The organism is Leekyejoonella antrihumi (assembly GCF_007845645.1).
GTDB lineage: Bacteria > Actinomycetota > Actinomycetes > Actinomycetales > Dermatophilaceae > Leekyejoonella > Leekyejoonella antrihumi.
This window is the reverse complement of sequence record NZ_VCQV01000045.1, coordinates 16,975-35,206: the sequence shown is the minus strand read 5'-3', so window position 1 is coordinate 35,206 and position 18,232 is coordinate 16,975. Positions and strand designations below refer to the sequence as shown.

The 18,232-nt window shown below is 65.2% G+C and carries 14 protein-coding genes and 1 pseudogene; 2 read left to right on the top strand and 13 right to left on the bottom strand.

The features are described 5' to 3' along the window. Positions 1 to 70: 70 nt before the first annotated feature. Positions 71 to 1,831 (bottom strand): oxidoreductase, encoded by a 1,761-nt coding sequence (locus tag FGL98_RS21915; RefSeq protein WP_146320518.1) that lies wholly within the window; start codon positions 1,829 to 1,831, stop codon positions 71 to 73. Positions 1,832 to 2,637: 806 nt separating this feature from the next. Next, a pseudogene (locus FGL98_RS21910) lies at positions 2,638 to 3,189 on the bottom strand (ISL3 family transposase); the annotation flags it as partial. Positions 3,190 to 3,293: 104 nt separating this feature from the next. Between FGL98_RS21910 and FGL98_RS21905 the strand changes: the two are divergent. Further along, on the top strand, positions 3,294 to 4,235 hold the full coding sequence (locus FGL98_RS21905; RefSeq protein WP_222432336.1) for a tyrosine-type recombinase/integrase: 942 nt from the start codon (positions 3,294 to 3,296) through the stop codon (positions 4,233 to 4,235). Positions 4,236 to 5,579: 1,344 nt separating this feature from the next. Here the strand turns inward: FGL98_RS21905 and FGL98_RS21895 are convergent. The 9 genes from FGL98_RS21895 to FGL98_RS21855 are packed head-to-tail and all read right to left on the bottom strand — an operon-like array spanning position 5,580 to position 15,027. Further along, positions 5,580 to 6,617 carry a 3-isopropylmalate dehydrogenase gene (locus tag FGL98_RS21895; RefSeq protein ID WP_186526313.1) on the bottom strand — a complete coding sequence of 346 codons (1,038 nt, stop codon included), beginning with the start codon at positions 6,615 to 6,617 and terminating at the stop codon, positions 5,580 to 5,582. 12 nt (positions 6,618 to 6,629) lie between these two features. Continuing rightward, a complete protein-coding gene (locus tag FGL98_RS21890; protein ID WP_146320510.1) occupies positions 6,630 to 7,343 on the bottom strand; it encodes an ABC transporter ATP-binding protein in 714 nt (237 codons plus the stop codon). Next, positions 7,330 to 9,111, bottom strand: coding sequence for a branched-chain amino acid ABC transporter ATP-binding protein/permease (locus FGL98_RS21885; RefSeq protein ID WP_146320508.1), 1,782 nt, complete (start codon positions 9,109 to 9,111; stop codon positions 7,330 to 7,332). Before FGL98_RS21885 ends, FGL98_RS21890 begins: the two co-directional genes overlap by 14 nt. Continuing rightward, positions 9,111 to 9,989, bottom strand: coding sequence for a branched-chain amino acid ABC transporter permease (locus FGL98_RS21880; protein ID WP_146320507.1), 879 nt, complete (start codon positions 9,987 to 9,989; stop codon positions 9,111 to 9,113). Before FGL98_RS21880 ends, FGL98_RS21885 begins: the two co-directional genes overlap by 1 nt. 36 nt (positions 9,990 to 10,025) lie before the next feature. Then, positions 10,026 to 11,246, bottom strand: a complete 1,221-nt coding sequence (locus tag FGL98_RS21875; protein ID WP_186526312.1) for an ABC transporter substrate-binding protein — start codon at positions 11,244 to 11,246, stop codon at positions 10,026 to 10,028. Positions 11,247 to 11,304: 58 nt separating this feature from the next. Further along, entirely contained in the window at positions 11,305 to 12,030 is a 726-nt protein-coding gene (locus FGL98_RS21870; protein WP_146320505.1) for an SDR family NAD(P)-dependent oxidoreductase, read from the bottom strand. Then, on the bottom strand, positions 12,027 to 12,839 hold the full coding sequence (locus tag FGL98_RS21865; RefSeq protein ID WP_146320504.1) for a polysaccharide deacetylase family protein: 813 nt from the start codon (positions 12,837 to 12,839) through the stop codon (positions 12,027 to 12,029). Before FGL98_RS21865 ends, FGL98_RS21870 begins: the two co-directional genes overlap by 4 nt. 14 nt (positions 12,840 to 12,853) lie before the next feature. After that, on the bottom strand, positions 12,854 to 14,269 hold the full coding sequence (locus FGL98_RS21860; protein ID WP_186526311.1) for an amidase: 1,416 nt from the start codon (positions 14,267 to 14,269) through the stop codon (positions 12,854 to 12,856). Further along, complete coding sequence (locus FGL98_RS21855) at positions 14,269 to 15,027, bottom strand: SDR family NAD(P)-dependent oxidoreductase (RefSeq protein ID WP_146320502.1); 759 nt, start codon at positions 15,025 to 15,027, stop codon at positions 14,269 to 14,271. The genes FGL98_RS21860 and FGL98_RS21855 overlap by 1 nt, the downstream gene beginning before the upstream one ends. 148 nt (positions 15,028 to 15,175) lie before the next feature. Between FGL98_RS21855 and FGL98_RS21850 the strand changes: the two genes are divergently transcribed. After that, positions 15,176 to 15,943 carry a FadR/GntR family transcriptional regulator gene (locus tag FGL98_RS21850; RefSeq protein WP_146320501.1) on the top strand — a complete coding sequence of 256 codons (768 nt, stop codon included), beginning with the start codon at positions 15,176 to 15,178 and terminating at the stop codon, positions 15,941 to 15,943. A gap of 294 nt (positions 15,944 to 16,237) precedes the next feature. Here FGL98_RS21850 and FGL98_RS21845 read toward each other — a convergent pair whose 3' ends face one another. Beyond that, a complete protein-coding gene (locus FGL98_RS21845; RefSeq protein ID WP_146320500.1) occupies positions 16,238 to 16,921 on the bottom strand; it encodes a GntR family transcriptional regulator in 684 nt (227 codons plus the stop codon). A 197-nt stretch (positions 16,922 to 17,118) separates the two neighbouring features. Continuing rightward, positions 17,119 to 18,219, bottom strand: a complete 1,101-nt coding sequence (atzD, locus tag FGL98_RS21840; protein ID WP_146320499.1) for a cyanuric acid amidohydrolase — start codon at positions 18,217 to 18,219, stop codon at positions 17,119 to 17,121. Positions 18,220 to 18,232 lie beyond the last annotated feature (13 nt).

The following is an 18,232-nucleotide window of genomic DNA, read 5'->3' as shown; positions in this document are numbered from 1 at the left end:
GGAAGGTGCTCCTCGAACTGGATCAGATAGGGACTTCGCAATCACTATCTTCCCAGGTCAGGGGCACTTTTCAGCTCACGCCACGCACTCCGCGACCCTCACCCGATGAAATCCCCGGGCTAACTCCTAGGTTGTCTAAGCGTTCGAGTGCGGGGTATAGCGTTGTAATTCCCTCGCCTTCGCCGATGTGCACTTTAGATGTGACGATCGTAACTTGCGCGGACCCCGAGTCAATAAGGGCTTCAGCGAGCATTATCGAGTCGCGTCGGCCAAGCTCGTCGTAGACCACCACACGGCCAGGAATTCGCCGGCCCCGCAAGACTTCGTCTGGGGATGCTGTTTGAACGCTTCCGTCAGTCGTGATGGCGGTTTCGTCGTGCTGCCGACCACCGGTTGCTACGATGAAGACGTCGGCGTTTAGCCCTTCTGAGCCGCCAACGTCCGTGTTCGTTTGGACGACGACTCCGAGGCGATTGAGTTCGTTCTGCCACCAGCCGAGGAGCCGACTGTACTCCCGGTAGGCCGGAACCTGCGCCCATAAGCGTAGCAAGCCCCCGAGCTCTCCAGATCGTTCGAATAGCGTGGTTCGCAGCCCAATGGATGCCAAGCGTCGAGCTGACTCGAGACCAGCCGGGCCTGCGCCGATGACGACAGCAGAGTGCTCACCGGGGACTAGTTCGGTGTCGGTTGGCTGTGTGATCTGTGGGTTGACAATGCAACTGACAGACTGATGGTTCAACGACAGATTGATACAGTCATTTGCACCGACGCAAGGCGTGACTTCGGCGATGCGGCCTGCGCGTGATTTTGGTAGCAATTCGGGATCAGCGATGTGCGCCCGGACCATCCCGACCAAATCCGCGTCGCCCGATGCGATGATCTCGGCCGCGAGGGCGACAGACGTTACCCGGCCGACACAGCAGACCGGAAGATCAGGAACAGCGTCTTTCACTACTCTGGAGAGACTACGGAACAGCCCATGCGGCGCAGGCGTGGGTGGCCAGTGCTTTATGCGTGGGAGGCGATGCGTATTGTCCCCGGCAATGACGCTTATATAGTCTATTTGGCCGGTGTCGGCCAGTCTGCGGGCGATCACTGCTGCATCCTGAGGGTTTACCCCTCCAGGTATCATCTCGTCGGCGCATAGACGGACCCCAACGATTCGATCCGGTCCGAGAGCTCGGCGGACCTCGGCGAGGGCCCGAAGCGGCAGTTCGGCTCGGGTATCTGGTGCACCGCCAAACTGGTCTGTTCGTCTGTTGGCCTTTGGGGATAGAAATGCCGCAAGGAGCAGACCGTGTGCCATGGTGACTTCAACGCCGTCCAAACCACCACGCCGACAACGATCTGCGGCAGCGCCGTAGGCCGCTACGATGCGCTGGATATCGGATTCGGTTGCTGGTCGGGATACTTCGCCTGAGAGTTCAGAGAGGCCCCAAGACGGTCCGATCACATCATCGACGCCTTCATCGGTCGGGCCGGCGTGGGCTAACTGCGCGAGCATGAGCCCGCCATTCGCATGCACTGCGTCGGAGAGCCTTTGGTAGCCAGGGACGATAGTTTCGTCGACGTTCAGCAAACTCCGGTCCGGCCGCCATAGACCCGACGGAAGGATAGGCGTTGCGCCTGTTATCTGCATTCCTACCCCGGCTTTAGCGAGTCGCCGGTGGTACGCGACGTATCGTGGTCCTGGAACTCCGTTATCCGCAAGAGCTGGCTGGTGCGCCGGCACGTAAACTCTGCAGCGCAGTGTTCGAGGCCCTACCTTGAATGGCTGATATATGGCATTCAGATCGGAGGTACTAGATGCTCCGGTGGCTTCCGTTTCCATATGATTTCGACATCTCTTTCGGTGCTAAGTCCGTAGAATTGGCAGCCCTCACTCAGGCTGTCAGTCAGGTCGTCAGTTGCCGGTAACTAGTAACTGCCAAGGTATCCCTCCTGCCAGCCTGTGACAAGAGGGAGGAGTTGACTCGCAAGAGCCGGCTTCACGATTGAGCGGCTCGGATAGTCATGTCGCGTTCGTCGGCGGTGATGCGGGTAGGCGGGCTGGTGTCGACGCACCCTGGCCCCGTTGACGTTCACCGACCAGCACCCACCCGGCAAGTACCGACCCCGTCGCCCCCGCGCACCGGTCCACGCAAGCGGCTCGCAAGGCCTCCCGCCACCACGACGACAACGGCGAGCCCGTCCGATCATTCCGCGACCTGCTGACCCACCTGGCCACCCTGACCCGCAACGACCTGCAATACGGCGGCCCCGACGGGCCGATCATCCCGACTCTCGCCGCGCCCACATCCACCCAACGACGCGTCTTCGACCTGCTGGACACCCCGATCCCCACCAAACTGCAGTAGACAGAACCACACCCACCACAAATCGATGAACCCCCTGGTCAACAGGGGGTTCATCAGGGACTATCGCAAATTTGGTCGGGTGGCCCGGGGGAATTGCACCCCCGGGCTCCCACAGTTCCGTACGTGACAGTCTCCCGTCATACGGCTCTTGTCGTCCTGGTCATCTGACCGCCGGTTTCACCCAGGCCCAGTGCGCGAAGTCCCGCGGCCGCTTTGCGGCAGCTTCCATGAGGACTCGGGACTGTCGCAAATTTGGCTCTGGATCACTTTTGGTGGTGGTTCATCCCAGGAGGATTCGGTGTCGTAGTAGCTGGAAGCCTGCCCGGCCGGACATCTGCCGTTTGATTGCCTTCGTGCGCGTGTTCGCGCCCTCCGTCTTACCGTTGTGATGCGAGGTGGACACCGCGGCGACCACCGCCGCGTGGTCCAGCTCGAGGCCACTCGCGAAGGACCGCAGGTGCGGCAGGTCCGCGGCCTGCACGCCGCGGATCCACTCATCCAGCCTGGCAGCGTTGGCCTTCCGTGGTCTCAGCAGCTTCGCGAACGACCTCACCTGCTCGCGAAGTGCAGCGACCTCGGGGCATGCCGCGGCGATCCGGTCAAGGAGCTCGCGTTGCTGCCTGGTCAGGTTCTGGGGCTTGGTCAGCAGCAGACGGGTGGCCCGCCGCGGGGACAGGTGTGCGCGGTCTTGCTCGGCGCGGCCCTGATTCAGGTACCTGGTCAACAGGTTCGCGCTGCCGGGGTACCCCAGGTCACGGATCTCGGCCAGTAGCTGGGTGACCTTCACGCCGGGGTCCTCGGTGCGGCGGCGCCGCAGATGCTGGTGGCAAGGTAGGCACCATGACCACGTGAGCCGCCCAGTCTCCCGCCTCACCGGGGACGGGCACGGGCGCGCACCTCGACACCAGGCCAGGCGCGGTCACGGACGCGATCGACGTGTTCCTGGCGGCGCGGGCCGCGGCGAAGCCAAGCCCGCACACGCGGGCCGCGTACCGGCGTGACCTCACCGGGATCCTGGCAATCATCGCCCACCAGGCCGGCGGCGAGTTTGACGAGGTGACCGTGGAGGATCTGACACCACGGGTGCTGCGGGAGGCGTTCGCCGCGTTCGCGGGAACTCACGCGAAGGCCTCGATCGGCCGGGCCTGGTCCACCTGGAACCAGTTCTTCGCGTTCCTGGTCGCCGACGGGTACCGGGACGGCAACCCGATGGCCGCCGTCCCCAAGGCTCACCCCCGCTCCACCGGCCCGAAACCGCTGACCGGCACCGACACCGTGCAACGGCTGCTCACGTCGGCGGCCCTGCCCCGTCCGGACGCGCGAAACCCATGGCCCGAAAGGGACCTGGCTGTCCTGGCCACACTGCTGCTGACCGGGCTGCGGTCCGCGGAGCTGCTGTGCCTGAAGGTCTCATCGATCACCGGCGGCCCGGGTGAACGGCGCATCCGGGTGGTCGGCAAGGGCAGCAAGGCCCGCACCGTGCCCATCGAAGACGCGCTGCAGCAAGTCATCGACGCCTACCAGGCCTCTCGCCGGGAACAGTTCCCCGCCAAACGGATCGGCGCCCGATCGGCCCTGTTCGTCGACCACCACGGCAAACCCCTGCAGCGCAGCGGCCTGCAGTACCTGGTCGCTACCGGGCTGCGCGCCGCCGGGGTCGCCGACCACCGCTCCCCTTACGCCTTGGTGCATGCACTCCGGCATACCTTCGCGACTACGCTCGCTCAGCACGGCACCAGCGCCCGAGAGCTCATGACCCTGCTCGGGCATGCATCGATGGCCACCAGTCAGAACTACATCGACGCCACCGCCGTCGAACAACGGGCCGCGGCCGCAGCCAACCCGATGTACCAGGCACTCAACCGGCCCGCACGGTAGACGCAGCAGCCGTCCTCGCACGGCGAGGCGGACTCACCCAGCGAGCAGCGCAGCACCCGTCGCGTCACCGCGCGGCCAACCGCGAAGACATCGACGGCCGTGGCACCCAGATCGCCACCACCAACTGCCGTCCGCGGGCTCCACAACAGCGCGATCGTGCGCGGAAGCCTCCGACAAACCGGCCACTCGCCCGTTGGGCCGATCGGCGCCTCTATCCTGCATCCAGGGCCCCCGCGTGCCTCACGTGCCTCACACCCGAAATCGCTGCCCCACCAGGCAAAACGCAAAATCCACTACAGATAACGTTCGCGACCCGGCTGGCCGAGGACGGCGCCACCGCCAGCGAGATCATGGCCCTACTCGGACACGCGTCCTTGACTACCAGCAGGCGTACATCGACACCACCGCCATCGAACAACGCCGCTCCGCCGCCGCCAACCGCACCTACCAAGCCCTAGACCACCTGCCCCACTGACCGCAGGTCGGACAGCCTGCGGTTGCCCCGGGGCTGACCGGCCCCTATTCCGTGATCTCTCTACTCACTTGGCCGCGGGAGGGCCCCGAAATTTGATGGTGCGCTACGAGGACATCCTGGTCGACGGTATCGGTGCTCTGACGATCAGTCTGGCTATCCCGTTCGCCCTGACCATCGCCGGTATCGTCCTTGGCGACAAGATGCATGGTGGGCCAGCCGTCCGACTCGGCTCGTCGGCTCACTGCGACCTTCTGCGGCCTGCGCGGTCGCGGTGTCCACGCCGACTCGAGTAGCAATCACGGTCAGGGTCAGCTTCCACTCGGTGCGTCCACAGATCCGGATGGCGACCGGGTCGGTGAGCTTATAGGGGCTCTTGGGGGCCGATGTCTAACGGGTCGTCGAACTTTGCTGAGCCGAGACGAGGGACGACTCCCATTGACAAGCCTCAGATGGTGAGACGGGGCTACGAATGGTGTTGTGTTTGCAGCATAATTCATGACGTGATGCATCTTGGGTGCGCGGCTACCACCGCTGCGGCGATTATCGACTAGCGCGTCGGATCTTTTCCGGCGCGCGTGCCTCCCGTTACCTCGGGAGGTTTTTTCGTTCCCGGGCAGCATCCCCGCCCGGAGCGAGCGGCGGAGAGGCGTCAGCAAATGCCCGAAGATCACTTCGCAGAGGGAATACGGTCAACGGGGCCCGTGGAGCTTTCTCCACGGGCCCCGTTCTGGCACATGAGTTCCACTCGAAGTAGGAGGTGACGCCAGCTGCGTCATCCCTCCGATAACTCGTTCCCGCTCGATGGCCTGGCGTGCCCTGCACGATGCGCGGTCGCCTCGGTGACGCGGCGTGTGGTCTTGTCGCCGAGATCAACCGATCTCGGCGACAACGGCATCGCCAAGTTCTCGGGTGAATGCGGCCGTCCCTGACGTGTTGACTTGCTGCAACGCGTTGTTGACGGCAGCGTCACACGCGGCGGCGGCATCGGCGTGCCCGAGGTTCTCCAGCATCATCGCCACGGACAAGATCGCAGCCGCCGGGTTCGCGGTCCCGGTGCCGGCGATGTCCGGCGCCGATCCGTGCACGGGTTCGAACATGCTGGGTGCGCTTCCATCGAGGTTGAGGTTAGCGCTTGCTGCGGTGCCGAGACCTCCTTGGATACCCGCGCCGAGGTCGGACAGGATGTCGCCGAACAGGTTGTCCGTGACGATCACGTCGTAGCGTTGAGGTCGCTGCAGTAGGTGGAGGCACATCGCATCGACGTGGGCGTAGTCAACGTCGACGTCGGGGAACTGGGTGCTGATTCGTTCGATTGCCTGCATCCAGAGCTGACCCGCGTCCAGGAGGATGTTGGTCTTGTGGCACAGGGTCAGGTGGCGCCGCCGCTGGCGTGCGAGCGTGAACGCGTAGCGCACTGCGGTCTCTGTTGCGGTCATGGTCGTGATTGAGGTGTGTACGGCGACCGCGGTCTGCTGTCCGGTGTGTGCGCTGGTGCCGGTTCCGACGTAGAGTCCTTCGGTGTTTTCCCGCACGATGACGAAGTCGCATCCTGTCGGTCCGACATCGCGTAGTGGGCTGGGGATCCCAGGGCGGGTCTTGCAGGGGCGCACGTTGACGGGCTGCCGAAATCGGGTCCGTAGGGCGACGATGATGCCGCGTTCGAGGATCCCCGGAGTCACGCGTGGGTCCCCGAGGGCGCCGAGAAGTATTGCGTCACTGTGTGCCAGCGTGTCGATGGCGGCCGCGGGAAGGATCGCGCCGTCACGTAGGTAGGCCTCGGCGCCAAGGTCTACCTGCGTCACGGAGGCTCCAAGGGCGAACCGCTGATCGAGTGCGCGAAGAACCTTGAGTGCTTCGGCGATCACTTCAGGCCCGATTCCATCGCCGGGAATTACGGATATCTGCATCATTGGGTCCGTTCAGCCGTCGGAGGTGGTTCCCAGGAACAGTTCCTGCAGGCGCTCTCGGGGGAAGTCGCCTGGTGTACCGCGAGCGATGACGGTTCCACGGTTGAGGACAATGACCTGATCGGCAATGCTGAGTGGCGGGGTGAGGACTTGTTCGATCACGATGACCCGAGTGCCCCGCTCCGCCATCCGGCGCAGCGCAGTCAGGATCTCTGGGATGAGCCGCTGGGCCACGCCGAGCGATGGTTCATCGCACATCAGCAGCTGGGGCTCACCGATGAACGCCTGGGCGAGTGCGAGAAGCTGTTGCTGGCCCCCGCTGAGCTCACGGGCTGGCTGGCGTAGACGCTCGCGCAGGATCGGGAACAGGTCGAGGACGTCCTCGAGGCGTTGTGGGAACTGGGCGGCGTCACTTAGCGCGAGCCGCCCGAGCCGAAGGTTCTCGTGAACGGTCAGTTCGGGGAAGACGCGGTGGCCTTCGAGCACGAGCCGGACCCCGTTCCGCACGAGCTTGTCCGGTCGTTGGTTGCTGATGCGCTGTCCGTCGAGACTGATCGTGCCGTGGGTCGGGGTGACAAACCCGGCGATGCACTTAGCGAGGGTGGTCTTGCCGGCGCCGTTCGGGCCCACGATGGCCAGTAGTTCGCCCGGGTTCACCTGCAGCGAAACGCCGTTCAGCGCCGGCACGCGACCGTATCGTGCGCTGATGTCATCAACGTTGAGCATTGGAGACGCCCCCTAGCAGTGAGTCGATCACCGGGTCGTCGGCCAGCGCTGACGGGGTGCCGGTGCGCACGACCTTGCCCAGCTCCATGACCGAGACCGTGTGGGCGATGTTCCACACCAGTGTGAGGTCATGTTCGACCAGCAGGACCGCGACCCCGTCTTGTGCCAGCCGGGTCAGTACCTGGCCGAGTTCGTCACGCTCGCTGGCGGACAGGCCGGCTGCAGGCTCGTCGAGTAGCAGCACCGAGGGGCGTCGGGTCAGTACCCTGTACAGCTCGGTGAGGCGGCGCTGGCCGTGGGTCAGGGCCTGAGCGCTGGTCTGGTCCCAGCGTTGCCAGGTGTCGAGGTCCTGGTGGTCAGGTGGGGTGTCTAGGTGCAGGTTCTCTTGGAGTGACATGTCCTCGAACACGCGCGGGGCTTGGAACGTGCGACCGAGCCCGTTGCGTGCGCGGCGGGTCGCCGACAAGGTGGTGATGTCTTGACCTGTTACGTGCACCGAGCCACGGTCGAGGGTAATGAAGCCCGAGATGGCGTTGAGGAGAGTGGTTTTGCCGGATCCGTTGGCGCCTACCAGCCCATGCACGGTGCCCGCGTGGATCTCGAGGCTGGCACCATCGAGCGCATGGACGTTTCCAAATTGTCTGGCCGCGTCGGTCACGGTCAAGGCGGGCTCGTCGCTGCGTCGGCTCTCCAGTGGTGCATCGGCATGGTGGCTGAGCATCGCCTCGGAGAGCCGCTCGCCCAGGTCTGGGTCAATTGTTCCGGCCGAGGCGAACCGTGACCGGAGGAAGCCGATGATGCCGTCGGGGAAGATGAGCATGACGATGAAGGCGATGCACCCGTAGATCAGCAGCCGGTATTGCGCGAGGCCGGAGAAGACGACGTTCGGGACGAGGTAGAGCAGGTAGATGCCCAGCAGGGGCCCGACGATGCTTCCTGCGCCGCCGACGATGACGGCGAAGTAGAACAGGATCGACAGGGTGAACGGGAACGCCCCGGGGCTGATGAAGCCCGTGGCGGGCACGTAGAGCGCACCGCACAGGGACGCGCCGAGGCTGGCAAGTCCGAACGCTGCGAGGCGCAGTACCCCGGGACGCATTCCCAAGCTGGCGGCTGCTTCGGGGCTGTCGGCCGCGACTTTCAAGTGTCGGCCGAACCGGGATGCCCTCACGACGGCGTGGATCACGAAACTTAGTGCCGCCAAGATGATGGCCACGATGTCCACCCAGTTCATGCCCCAGACCGTGGTGGTGTACATCCCGGGGCTGACGACCGGTATCCCGGATGCGGCATGGGTGAAGTCGTTGTAGTTGAGCAGCATGGCCGGCAGTACGACGGCGACCGCCAGGGTGATAAAGCCCAAATAGTAGCTTTGCACGCGCAGCGCAGGCAGCGCGGTGACGGTCCCGAACACGAACCCGATGACCACGCCGATCGCCAGGGACAGCCAGAAGTTCAGCCCGCAGATGGTCGCTGCCATGCCTTCGGTGTAGGCGGCGGCGCCGAAGACGGCGGCGAGTCCGAAGTGTATCTGTCCTCCTTCGCCGCGCAGAATGTTCAAGAAGACCGCGGCCGCGACATAGAGGTCGACCAGCAGCATGGCCTGCTGCCAGTACACGCTTCCGAGGGCGAATGGCAGGAGGCTGGTGACCAGGACGATCACGATGCCGGCGGTGACTTCGGTGCGGTGCTCGTGTCGGATCCGCACGCCCAGCCGCCACGAGCGGTCATGGGGCGCGGTCGACGGTTCCCTGGCTGTTGTCGTCATCACACCCTCCTTGGGGCGACCTGGCCGAAGATGCCCTGTGGCCGCCACAACAGCACGACGGCCAGCAGTACCAGGGGCGCGATCTGTTGGTATTCCCCGCCGAGGTGGAAGATGGCGACCTCGGTGACGATGCCGAGGACCGGGCCGGCAATCAGGGCGCCGAACTGGTTACCGAGCCCGCCGATGACGGCTGCGGCGAACCCGTTGAGCGCGTAGCCGATCCCTGAGGCCTGTGACAGGCTGACGACCGGTGCGGCCAGCGCGCCGGCGAGACCGACAATGATGCCGCTGATCACGAAGCCGGCGAGCTGGAGCATCCGCACGTTTGCCCCGGCGGCGCGGGCTGCTTCGAGGTCTTGCCGCAGGGCGTTCATCGCCAGGCCCGCCGTGGTGCGGCGATAGAACGCCTGTAGGCCCCCGAAGATCGCGATCGCGACGCCGAGCAAGATCGGGTACAGCCATGGCTGGGTGACCCCGGCGATGGTGAAGCTGCCCAGCTTGTTGGGCACGACCAGTTGGGCTGGCCCCTCGACGAGCAGGATGCACGACTCGAGGATCGCGGAGGCCGCCAAGGTGGTGACCAGCCAGGTGTGTTGCTCCACGGACGAGCGGAGCCGGGCCAAAGTCAGGACGCCTTGCACGCCCATGGTGATGCCCACGAGCACGGCGGCCGCGATCACGATGCCAATGATCACGATGGTGGGGCTGTGGGACTCGACGGTGACGAAGGCCAGGACACCGCCGAGTACCAGGAAGTCTCCTTGCGCGAAGTTGAGGATGCCCGAGGCGTTGTAGAGGACGTTGAGGCTCATCGCGACCAGGGCGATGACCGCTCCTTGGCCAAGGCCGCCGATGACCGTGATCACTAGTTCTTGCACGGTTGCTCCCGGATGTGGGGTGAAGGCCGAGGGTGCTTAACAGTCGGCTCGTTCGAACACGCCGGAGGACACTTGCTTGCCCGGGTGGACGAGGACCATGTCGCTGGGGCCGAAGAGGAAGTGTGAGCTGCTACTGGCTGACACCGAGGGGTTGACCAGTCCGCTGATCGAGGTGGCGTGCGTTTCCATCCATGTCGCGAACTTGGCTCCGGATGCGGTGCCGGCACCGTGCACGCCCTGCTGGATGATGTGCACCGAGTCCGCCGATGCGGCGGCAAGGTCTAGGGCGAGGCCCTTGAACTCGCCGGGGTTGAAGGCCTTGATGCCGGTGATGAACTTCTGGGTCGCCGCGGGTGCCGGCTTACCCGGGCAGGCGCCGAAGGGCGCGTAGGCCGTTGCGACCACGTTGCTCATCGAGCCCTGGCCGGACACCGCGGCGATCTGATCGGCATAGTGCGCCCCGTACCCGCCGATGACCGGGATGGTCCAGCCGACGTTCTTCATGGCCTTAAGGACATACCCGACGTCCGTTCCAGTGGTCGGGAAGAGCAGTACGGCCTGCGGGTGGGACTGCTTGAGGGAGAGCACCTGGGCGGAGTCGTCAGTCGATCCGACCGAGTACTGCTGATCGCCGGTCACCGTCAGACCGGCCTTCTTGGCCTGCGCGTTTAGCGCCTGGTCGGCGGCCAGGCCCTGCTCACCGTTGTCGTGCAGGATGGCAACCGTCTTGTAGTGGTGCTTGGTCGCGTACTGCACCATCGCCTGTGCCTGGTCGCCGGCATTGAGCAGCATGCTGAACCCGTACGGCATCGCCTTGGGTGTCAGCTTGGGCGAGCCGACCACGCCGATGGTCGCGAGCCCGGCGTGCTGCTCGATCGGCAGGACAGCGTTCATCGCATCGGTGGTGATCGGGCCGATGATGAACTGCACGTGGTCCTGGCTGATGAGTTTGTTGGCGACGCTGACTGACTGCGTGGGGTCGCCTCCGGTATCAACCGTGACGAGCTGGACTTTTTGGTGGTCGATGCCGCCGGCGGCGTTGACCTGCTTGACTCCGTACTTGACACCGTCCTCGATCCAGCCCCCGGGCTGGGCAAGGCTGCCGGTCAAAGGCACCATCAGCCCGAGCTTGAACGGGCCGCTCGCCGCCGTTGATCCGTTGCCGGCGGCCGAGGGTTTGGCCGAGCTACTGCACCCGGCCGCAAGTAGGGTCACGCCAAGGGCGCCGGCCAGCAGCGCCGATGCTTTCCGCTTCATCATGTTGTCCTCTAGTCGTTTGGCCTGGTACATGCAATGGGTGAGGTAATCGCTGTCGTCAGTGCAGGGTGCGGCCGCCGTCTACCGCGATGGCCGCCCCGGTGATGTAGCTGGCTTGGGTGGATCCGAGGTAGCAGATGCAGCCGGCGATCTCGTCGGGGGTCGCCAACCGTTTGATCAGATACCCCTCGAAGGAGGCCACTGCCTGGCTCGCCGCGGCTGGGCGTTGCTGCTGTGTGCGGGACGCTAGCGGGGTGTCGACAAGGCCGGGGCACACACAGTTGACGCGGATGTTCCGGTCAGCGTGATCCATGGCCATCGCCTTAGACAGGCCCACGACCGCAGTCTTCGAGGCCACGTATGCCGCCATGTTCGGGATCGGACGTAGTCCTGCCCCGGAGGCGACGTTGACGATGGCCGCCCCATCCGGCATCAGTGGTATCAGGTGGTGGCACATCAGCCAGACCCCGCGGGTATTGACGGCGAACGTGCGGTCCCAGTCCTGCTCCGTGCAGGTGACCGCCGTGCCCACCGTGACCGCGCCGGCACAGTTGACCAGGACGTCGCAGCGCCCGTGCGCATCGCGGATCTCCTCGGCGAATGATGCGACCGCGGCAGGGTCGCTCACGTCCAACGCGTGCGCGCCCGTGTCCCCGGGCGTGATGTCCGCGGCAATGACCGTCGCGCCGGCCGCGCGCATCCGGGTCACCACGGCGGCACCGATCCCGCTTGCCCCACCCGTGACCACTGCGACCTGGCCGGCGTGCGCCTGGGCTGGTGTCATGGCGTCCCCTGGGTTAGTGACGGTCGTACCCGGGCAACGTAATCGGCGCAGGTAAGGAACTCGGCGGTACCGGTGCCCAGGATGTGCTTGATCGTCTGTTCGAGCGCCCAGAGCCGCGATGGCCGGCCGGTCACCTGGGGGTGCATCGCGATCATGAAATGAGTTCCCGGCTCGGCGGCAAGACCGTCGTACTCGCGGCACCAGGTCTCCACGGCCACGCTCGGGGCGGCCATCACCCTGCCGGGTAGCCGGTTGCTGTACATGAAGAACGGCGCGTCATCAAGTGCCCAGGCAAACGGCAGTTCCACGATCTGGGTCGCGCGCTCACCGTCGCGCAGCAGGTACGCGGTATCGGCGTCAAACATGTTGCTCGAGAAGCCGAGCCCGAACTTTTCCATGAGCGGGATCGAGTGCGCCGTGAGCTCACCGGCCGGTGAGCGCCAACCCTGCGGCTTGCGGCCGGTCGCGGCCAGGATCGCGTCCCAGCCCTGCTGAAACTCGCGTTCTTCCTCCTCGGCGCCAAGACTGTCGGACCAGGTGTGGCTGTAGCTGTGGTGCTCGATCGGTAGCCCGGCCGCGAGGATCTGCTCGATCTGCGCAGGGTAGTTCTCAACGACCCTCCCGGGGATGAAGAAGGTCGCCGGGATGCCGTACCGGTCAAGCAGGCCCAGGATGCGTGGTAGCCCGACGGTCGGGCCGTAGTGGCCTTGTGAGAGCCACACCGGCTTGCGGTGCCCTTCGGGGTCGCGCGCTGTCCACAGGGTCTCGGCGTCCATGTCGAACGTGAACAGCACAGGGATCTTGGGCATGATGAGAAGCTCCTTCAACTCACAGGCGCGGCATACCGGGCGGGCACGGGAGGAGCGAACACGCCCTCTTGGATGTCACGGCACAGCCGCATCAGTGTGCGCTCCGACCCGGGGCGCCCCACCAGCTGCAGACCGACTGGAAGGCCACGGACCATCCCGCACGCGACTGTTGCAGCCGGGAACCCGGTGTAGTTCGCCAAGAAGGTGAACGCGACAAAGCCGCGGCGAGCATCCTCCGGCAGGGCCGAACGGTCACTCGGGATCCGCGGCGCGACGAAGCCAAGTGTCGGAGTGAGCAACACGTCCACCTCATCCAGCAACGTGCTGAGGTGGACCTGCGCGCGAGTCTGAGTTTCCACGGCTCGCGAGTAATCGGCACCACTGATCTGTGCGCCGTTGGCGAACTGGTGGCGGCTGTAGTCGGTCAGCAGCTCCCGGCGGATGGGGTCGGCCATGAGCTCGGCCCCACCGGTTGATACCCGATCCGCCTGCATGATCGCGTAGAAGTCGCCCGCGAACCGTGCCGCATCCACACTGGGTGCTGGCGATCTCAACGGCGTGTCGAGCATGTCGCTGAGCCGCTCGGCGGCCGCGCGCACCGCAGCGATCACGTCGGCCTCCGCGCCGGGCACACCGCTGTCACCGATCCATCCCAGCCTCGGTGTCGTCCTCTCCCGCTGCGCCAACGTGCTAAATGGTGGCAGGTAGCCGGGCTGTGACAACGGGTCGCTCCCGTGCGGGCCCGACATCACCTGCCACAGCAGCATGGCGTCATCCGCGAAACGCGTGATCGGTCCGGCAGCCGAAAAGCGCCGTGTCCCAACCGATCCCCCACCCTGCGGGATCGAGCCGAAGGACGGCTTGAGCCCGCATAGTCCGCACAATGCGGCAGGAATCCGCACCGAGCCTCCCCCGTCGCTGCCGATCGCTATCGGTGTGAACCCGGCCGCGACACTCGCAGCCGCCCCACCACTGGAGCCGCCGGTGGTCCGGCCCGGATCCCACGGGTTGACAGTCTCCGGCTGCAGATCATTCACGGTACGGATGTAGATACCGAACTCCGGCGTGTTCGTCTTCCCGATAAGCACTCCCCCAGCCCGGCGAACCCGCTCCACGAACACCGCGTCCGCGTCCGGCACACGATCGGCGAACACGCGCGAGCCGTAGGTGGTACGCATCCCCCTGGTGTCATACAGATCCTTCACCGAGAACGGCACACCGCACAGTGGGCCGGGCTGCTCCCCCGCCTCCAGTCGTCGGTCCACGGCATCCGCCTGAGCCAGGGCGTAGTCCTCATCGACGGTCAAGAACGAGTGCAGCTCGTCATCCTGGGCGCGGATCCGACTCAGGACACCTTCCGCGACCTCGCGGGCCGAGATCTCCCGGGATGCCACCGCGTCACGAACCTGCCGCGCCGACTGCTCGCTCATCACGACCACCCGCCCCAACAGGACCATCCGCCATCGACATGCACGATCTGGCCCGTGACATACGAGGCCGCCTCCGACAGCAGAAACGCGATCACCGAAGCGACCTCTGCCGGCTCGCCAAAACGGCGCATCGGAGTGCGGTCAAGGACTCCAGCAGGGTCAAGCAGCCCCTGAGCGAAGTTCTGTTCGACCAGCGGTGTGCGAATCGTCCCAGGTGCCACGGCGTTCACCCGGACGCCGTCGCCCGCCCACTCGCTGGCCAAAGACCGGGTCAAACCCTCGATCGCGGCCTTGACCGTTCCATACCCCACCCGGCCAGGTAACGCCCGCGTGGCGGCAACACTCGACATGAGCACAATCGCGCCCCGCGTAGCGCGAAGAGGGTCCTGCGCGACCCGGCACAGCGTGGTCGCCGCGCCCAGGTGAAGCGTGGACAAGGCATCCCACTCAGCCGGCGTGATCCGCGCGAACGGTTTAGTCAGGCCGGTGCCCGCATTGCTGACAACAGCATCCAGTCGACCGTGCTCGTCAACGGTCCGAGTGACCAGGCTTTCTGCGAGCCCGCTGGCCCGCAGATCCCCGGCGTGGGTACTCACTCGTGCGCCGCGATGAGTACATTCGTGCGCCGTGCCGGCTAGATCAACCCCATCATCCAGACCGTGCAACGCCAGGTCGTACCCGGCATCAGCAAGCACATACGCCGTCGCCTGACCGATACCAGAGGACGCACCCGTGACCAGCGCCACTTTCCGGGGCATCACACCTCCCAACGTAAGGTACCTAGATACCTAGTGACTGGTCTGACCAGCGGCTAGGATGCTCTCAGTGTGATATGCCTAACACCGCGTGTCAAGCGTCCACCGGGCCCTAAACCTGGAAGGCGCACTGGCGTCCAGGAGGGATCAGATGTTCGAACCAGTGGAACGATCTCGAGCGTTCGAGCGTGTCGTCGAACAGATCGAACAAGCCATCTACTCCGGGCAACTGAAGCCTGGGGACCATCTACCTGCCGAACGGGCCCTGGTCGAAGAATTCAAGGTCGGCCGGTCCACGGTGCGCGAGGCCCTTCGGATCCTGGAAAGTCTCGGACTGCTGCACACCACGCCGGGCAGCCCTCTCGGGCCGAAGGTCTCCGCCTCGAACGTGGCCGGCCTGCACCGCATGCTGCACGGCTTCGTACAGATGGAGAACGTCAGCCTGGCAGACCTCGTCCAGTACCGCATGATCAGCGGGAGCGCAGCAAATCTCCTGGCCGCACACCTACGCTCCCCAGAGCACCTCGCCCAGATGGCCACCGCCATCAAGAAAATGGAATCCACCCCACCCAGCGCGACACGCCAGTTCGCCGAGCAGGACCTACAATTCCATCAGGCCATCGCGGACGCCTCCGGGAACAACCTGCTCAACGTGGTCAACGGCATCATCAACAAGCTCATCGTCAACCTCATGGCAGACGCCATCAACAAATCCGTCGACCCTGACCGCACCCGTGAAGACTTCCTGGCGCTACACCGCCAACTACACGACGCAATCGAACAGCAGGACGGTGAACTCGCCGCGCACCTCGCACGCAGCAGCCTGCTGGATGTGTACGGCCCGCTCCTATCCACCGAAGAGCGAAAACGCCTGCAACTGCTGATCCCACAGGCAAGTCGGCCATGCGACCCCAGCTGATGATCCTGCCTTCGGCAGCCCCCGGAGGGTCGGGTCTGTCCGGGTAACGGCTCTGGCGCAATTCCGGTGGTGGGTCGCCTGGGCGTGATGCCCTCGTCGTAACAGCATCCAGGTCAGGCTGCCCTACGAACACCCTCGGTCCCAACATTCCGCGGAATCAGGAGGATCAATAGCAGTCCGCGACCCGATCGGACCATCGAACCAGACCACTGACAGACCACGGCGTAGCGGCGACCACCGAAAGGTGAGCCAGAGCCCGATTTCTGACACTCTCGGCGTGTGACGCTAATCCGCTCAGGTGTGGTTGGGCGGTTGGTGTGCGGGTTCGCCGAAGAGGAGTTGCACGGACAGTGCCCTGTTGAGACGCACGTGTTCGAGCGCTTCCTTCGCGGCAATATCGGGGTCTCGGGTGGCGATCGCGTCGGCGAGCTTGCGGTGCTCCTCGCATAACTGTTTTGAGTCGCCTCCTTGGCGGAATAACCAGTGCAGTCGGGCCTGGACCGGCTGGAGGATGTCGCGTAATAGTTGGTTGTGTGCGAGGTCGATGACCGTGTCGTGGAAGCGCTCTTGGCTGGACAGTGCCTTGCGGGTGTCACCGGTGTTGGCCGCGAGAGTCCCGTTGTCGGCGATGCGGGCTAGGCGACTTAGTTCGGCGGTGGTTGCCCGTTCGGCCGCTTGCCGGGCGGCGAACACCTCGAGCGCCTCGCGGGTATCGAAGAGTTCTTCCACGTCTCGAAGCGATAGTTGTCGCACGATGATGCTGCGACTAGGCCCGGCGCTGAGGAGCCCTTCGGACTCGAGGATGCGTAGTGCTTCTCGTACCGGGAGGCGTGAGACGCCGAGTTGTTCGGCCAGGTCCCGCTCGACGAGCCGCTGCCCGGGCACGAGGGCACCAGTGACGATGCGTTGACGTAGTTGGTCGCTTACCCGCTCTCGTAGGGGAGTCTTCGGGTGTGCCTTTCGTGGTCTGGAAGCCATCGGCTGTTCCTCCCCTGACTTGTTGTTCGTCGATTCATGCCGCGGTCGGGCTGCCCGCGTGGTTCGTCTGTCTTTCGCGGGCTCGCCTTTCCTGGGGTCTGCGGTGTCTCGGCTTGTGGTGTGCGTGCCTCCCGCGGCGGTCGTAACCGTAACGCAATCTGTGGACGCGGGAGGCACGCACACGGACTCTGGGGTGGTCAGACTCGCACGATCGCGGAGATCGGGGCGTGCCCGGGTGCCGTCTGGTGCTCCGTCCCGCCGGAGACGAAGATCCGTGAGTCCCCGGTGAGGCTGGCGATGACCGCACCGACGGACGCTCGAGCGTGCCGCTCGTAGTTGATGTCGGCGTCCGAGAGCATGGTGGTCCGCTGGCCGCGTAGGAGTCCACCGACCGGGGCTTCGGCCTTGGCGAATACCGCGGCGATCCGCTCTCGTTCGTGGTCGCTGGGGTCGCAGTCGAAACTTAGCCCGGCGTCCTTGAGCATGCTGCGGACCCCGGCGATGTCCACGGCGTCCTGGAGTTCGCCGTGCCCGATGCGGAATTCACTGGAGGATTGGGGGGAGTTGGCGAAGAGGACGATCTCGCAGCTGGTCAGTTCTCCCCCGGCGGAGGTGGAGGCGACGTTGGAGAACAGCGACATGTCCTGTGCGATCACGGAGTCGTCGACCTTCGCGGCGTCGACCTCGGAGAGTCCGAGGGCTACCCCGAGAGCTGTCGCGCCCCGCGCGTACGCCTTCGAGCCGTTCGGGTCGGTGGTAACGACCTCGGCGCCGCGACGGGTGGCGTCGGTGATCGCCGCGGGCGTCAACAGGGGGCCTTTTACCTGCACGTAGTGCACGTCCTGGGGGGCGCAGCCAAGCTCTTGGACGGCCCTCTTAACGGCACCGGCGACCTCGGTGACCTCGGCCATGCGGCCGACTTCTTCGGGCCGGAAGTCCCGGGTGCGTTGCACGGTCACGGCGAGGCGGCTCTCGGTCGATGGTCCTGAGGGCGCCTGGTCATCGCGGGTGAAGAGGGTCACGTGCGGGGAGAGGACGCCTTCGCAGCCACCGGACCAGACGAACGCGACACGTTCGGCCACCGCCTCGGGGCTGTCTTTGAGGATGCTGCCGAGGTAGGTAGCGAAGCTGGTGGTGGCGAACGCGCGGGTGAAGTCGTTTGCCCCCCCGTTGCCTTCGGTCTTTCCGATCGTCGCAACGATTTTTGTGGGGTCCACGGTGCCGTCTTCGACGAGCTGGGCGAGACCACTGACGTCTCCCGGGTGGGCCATTCCGATGCGGTGCACTCCGACCTTCATTTTTGAAGCCTCT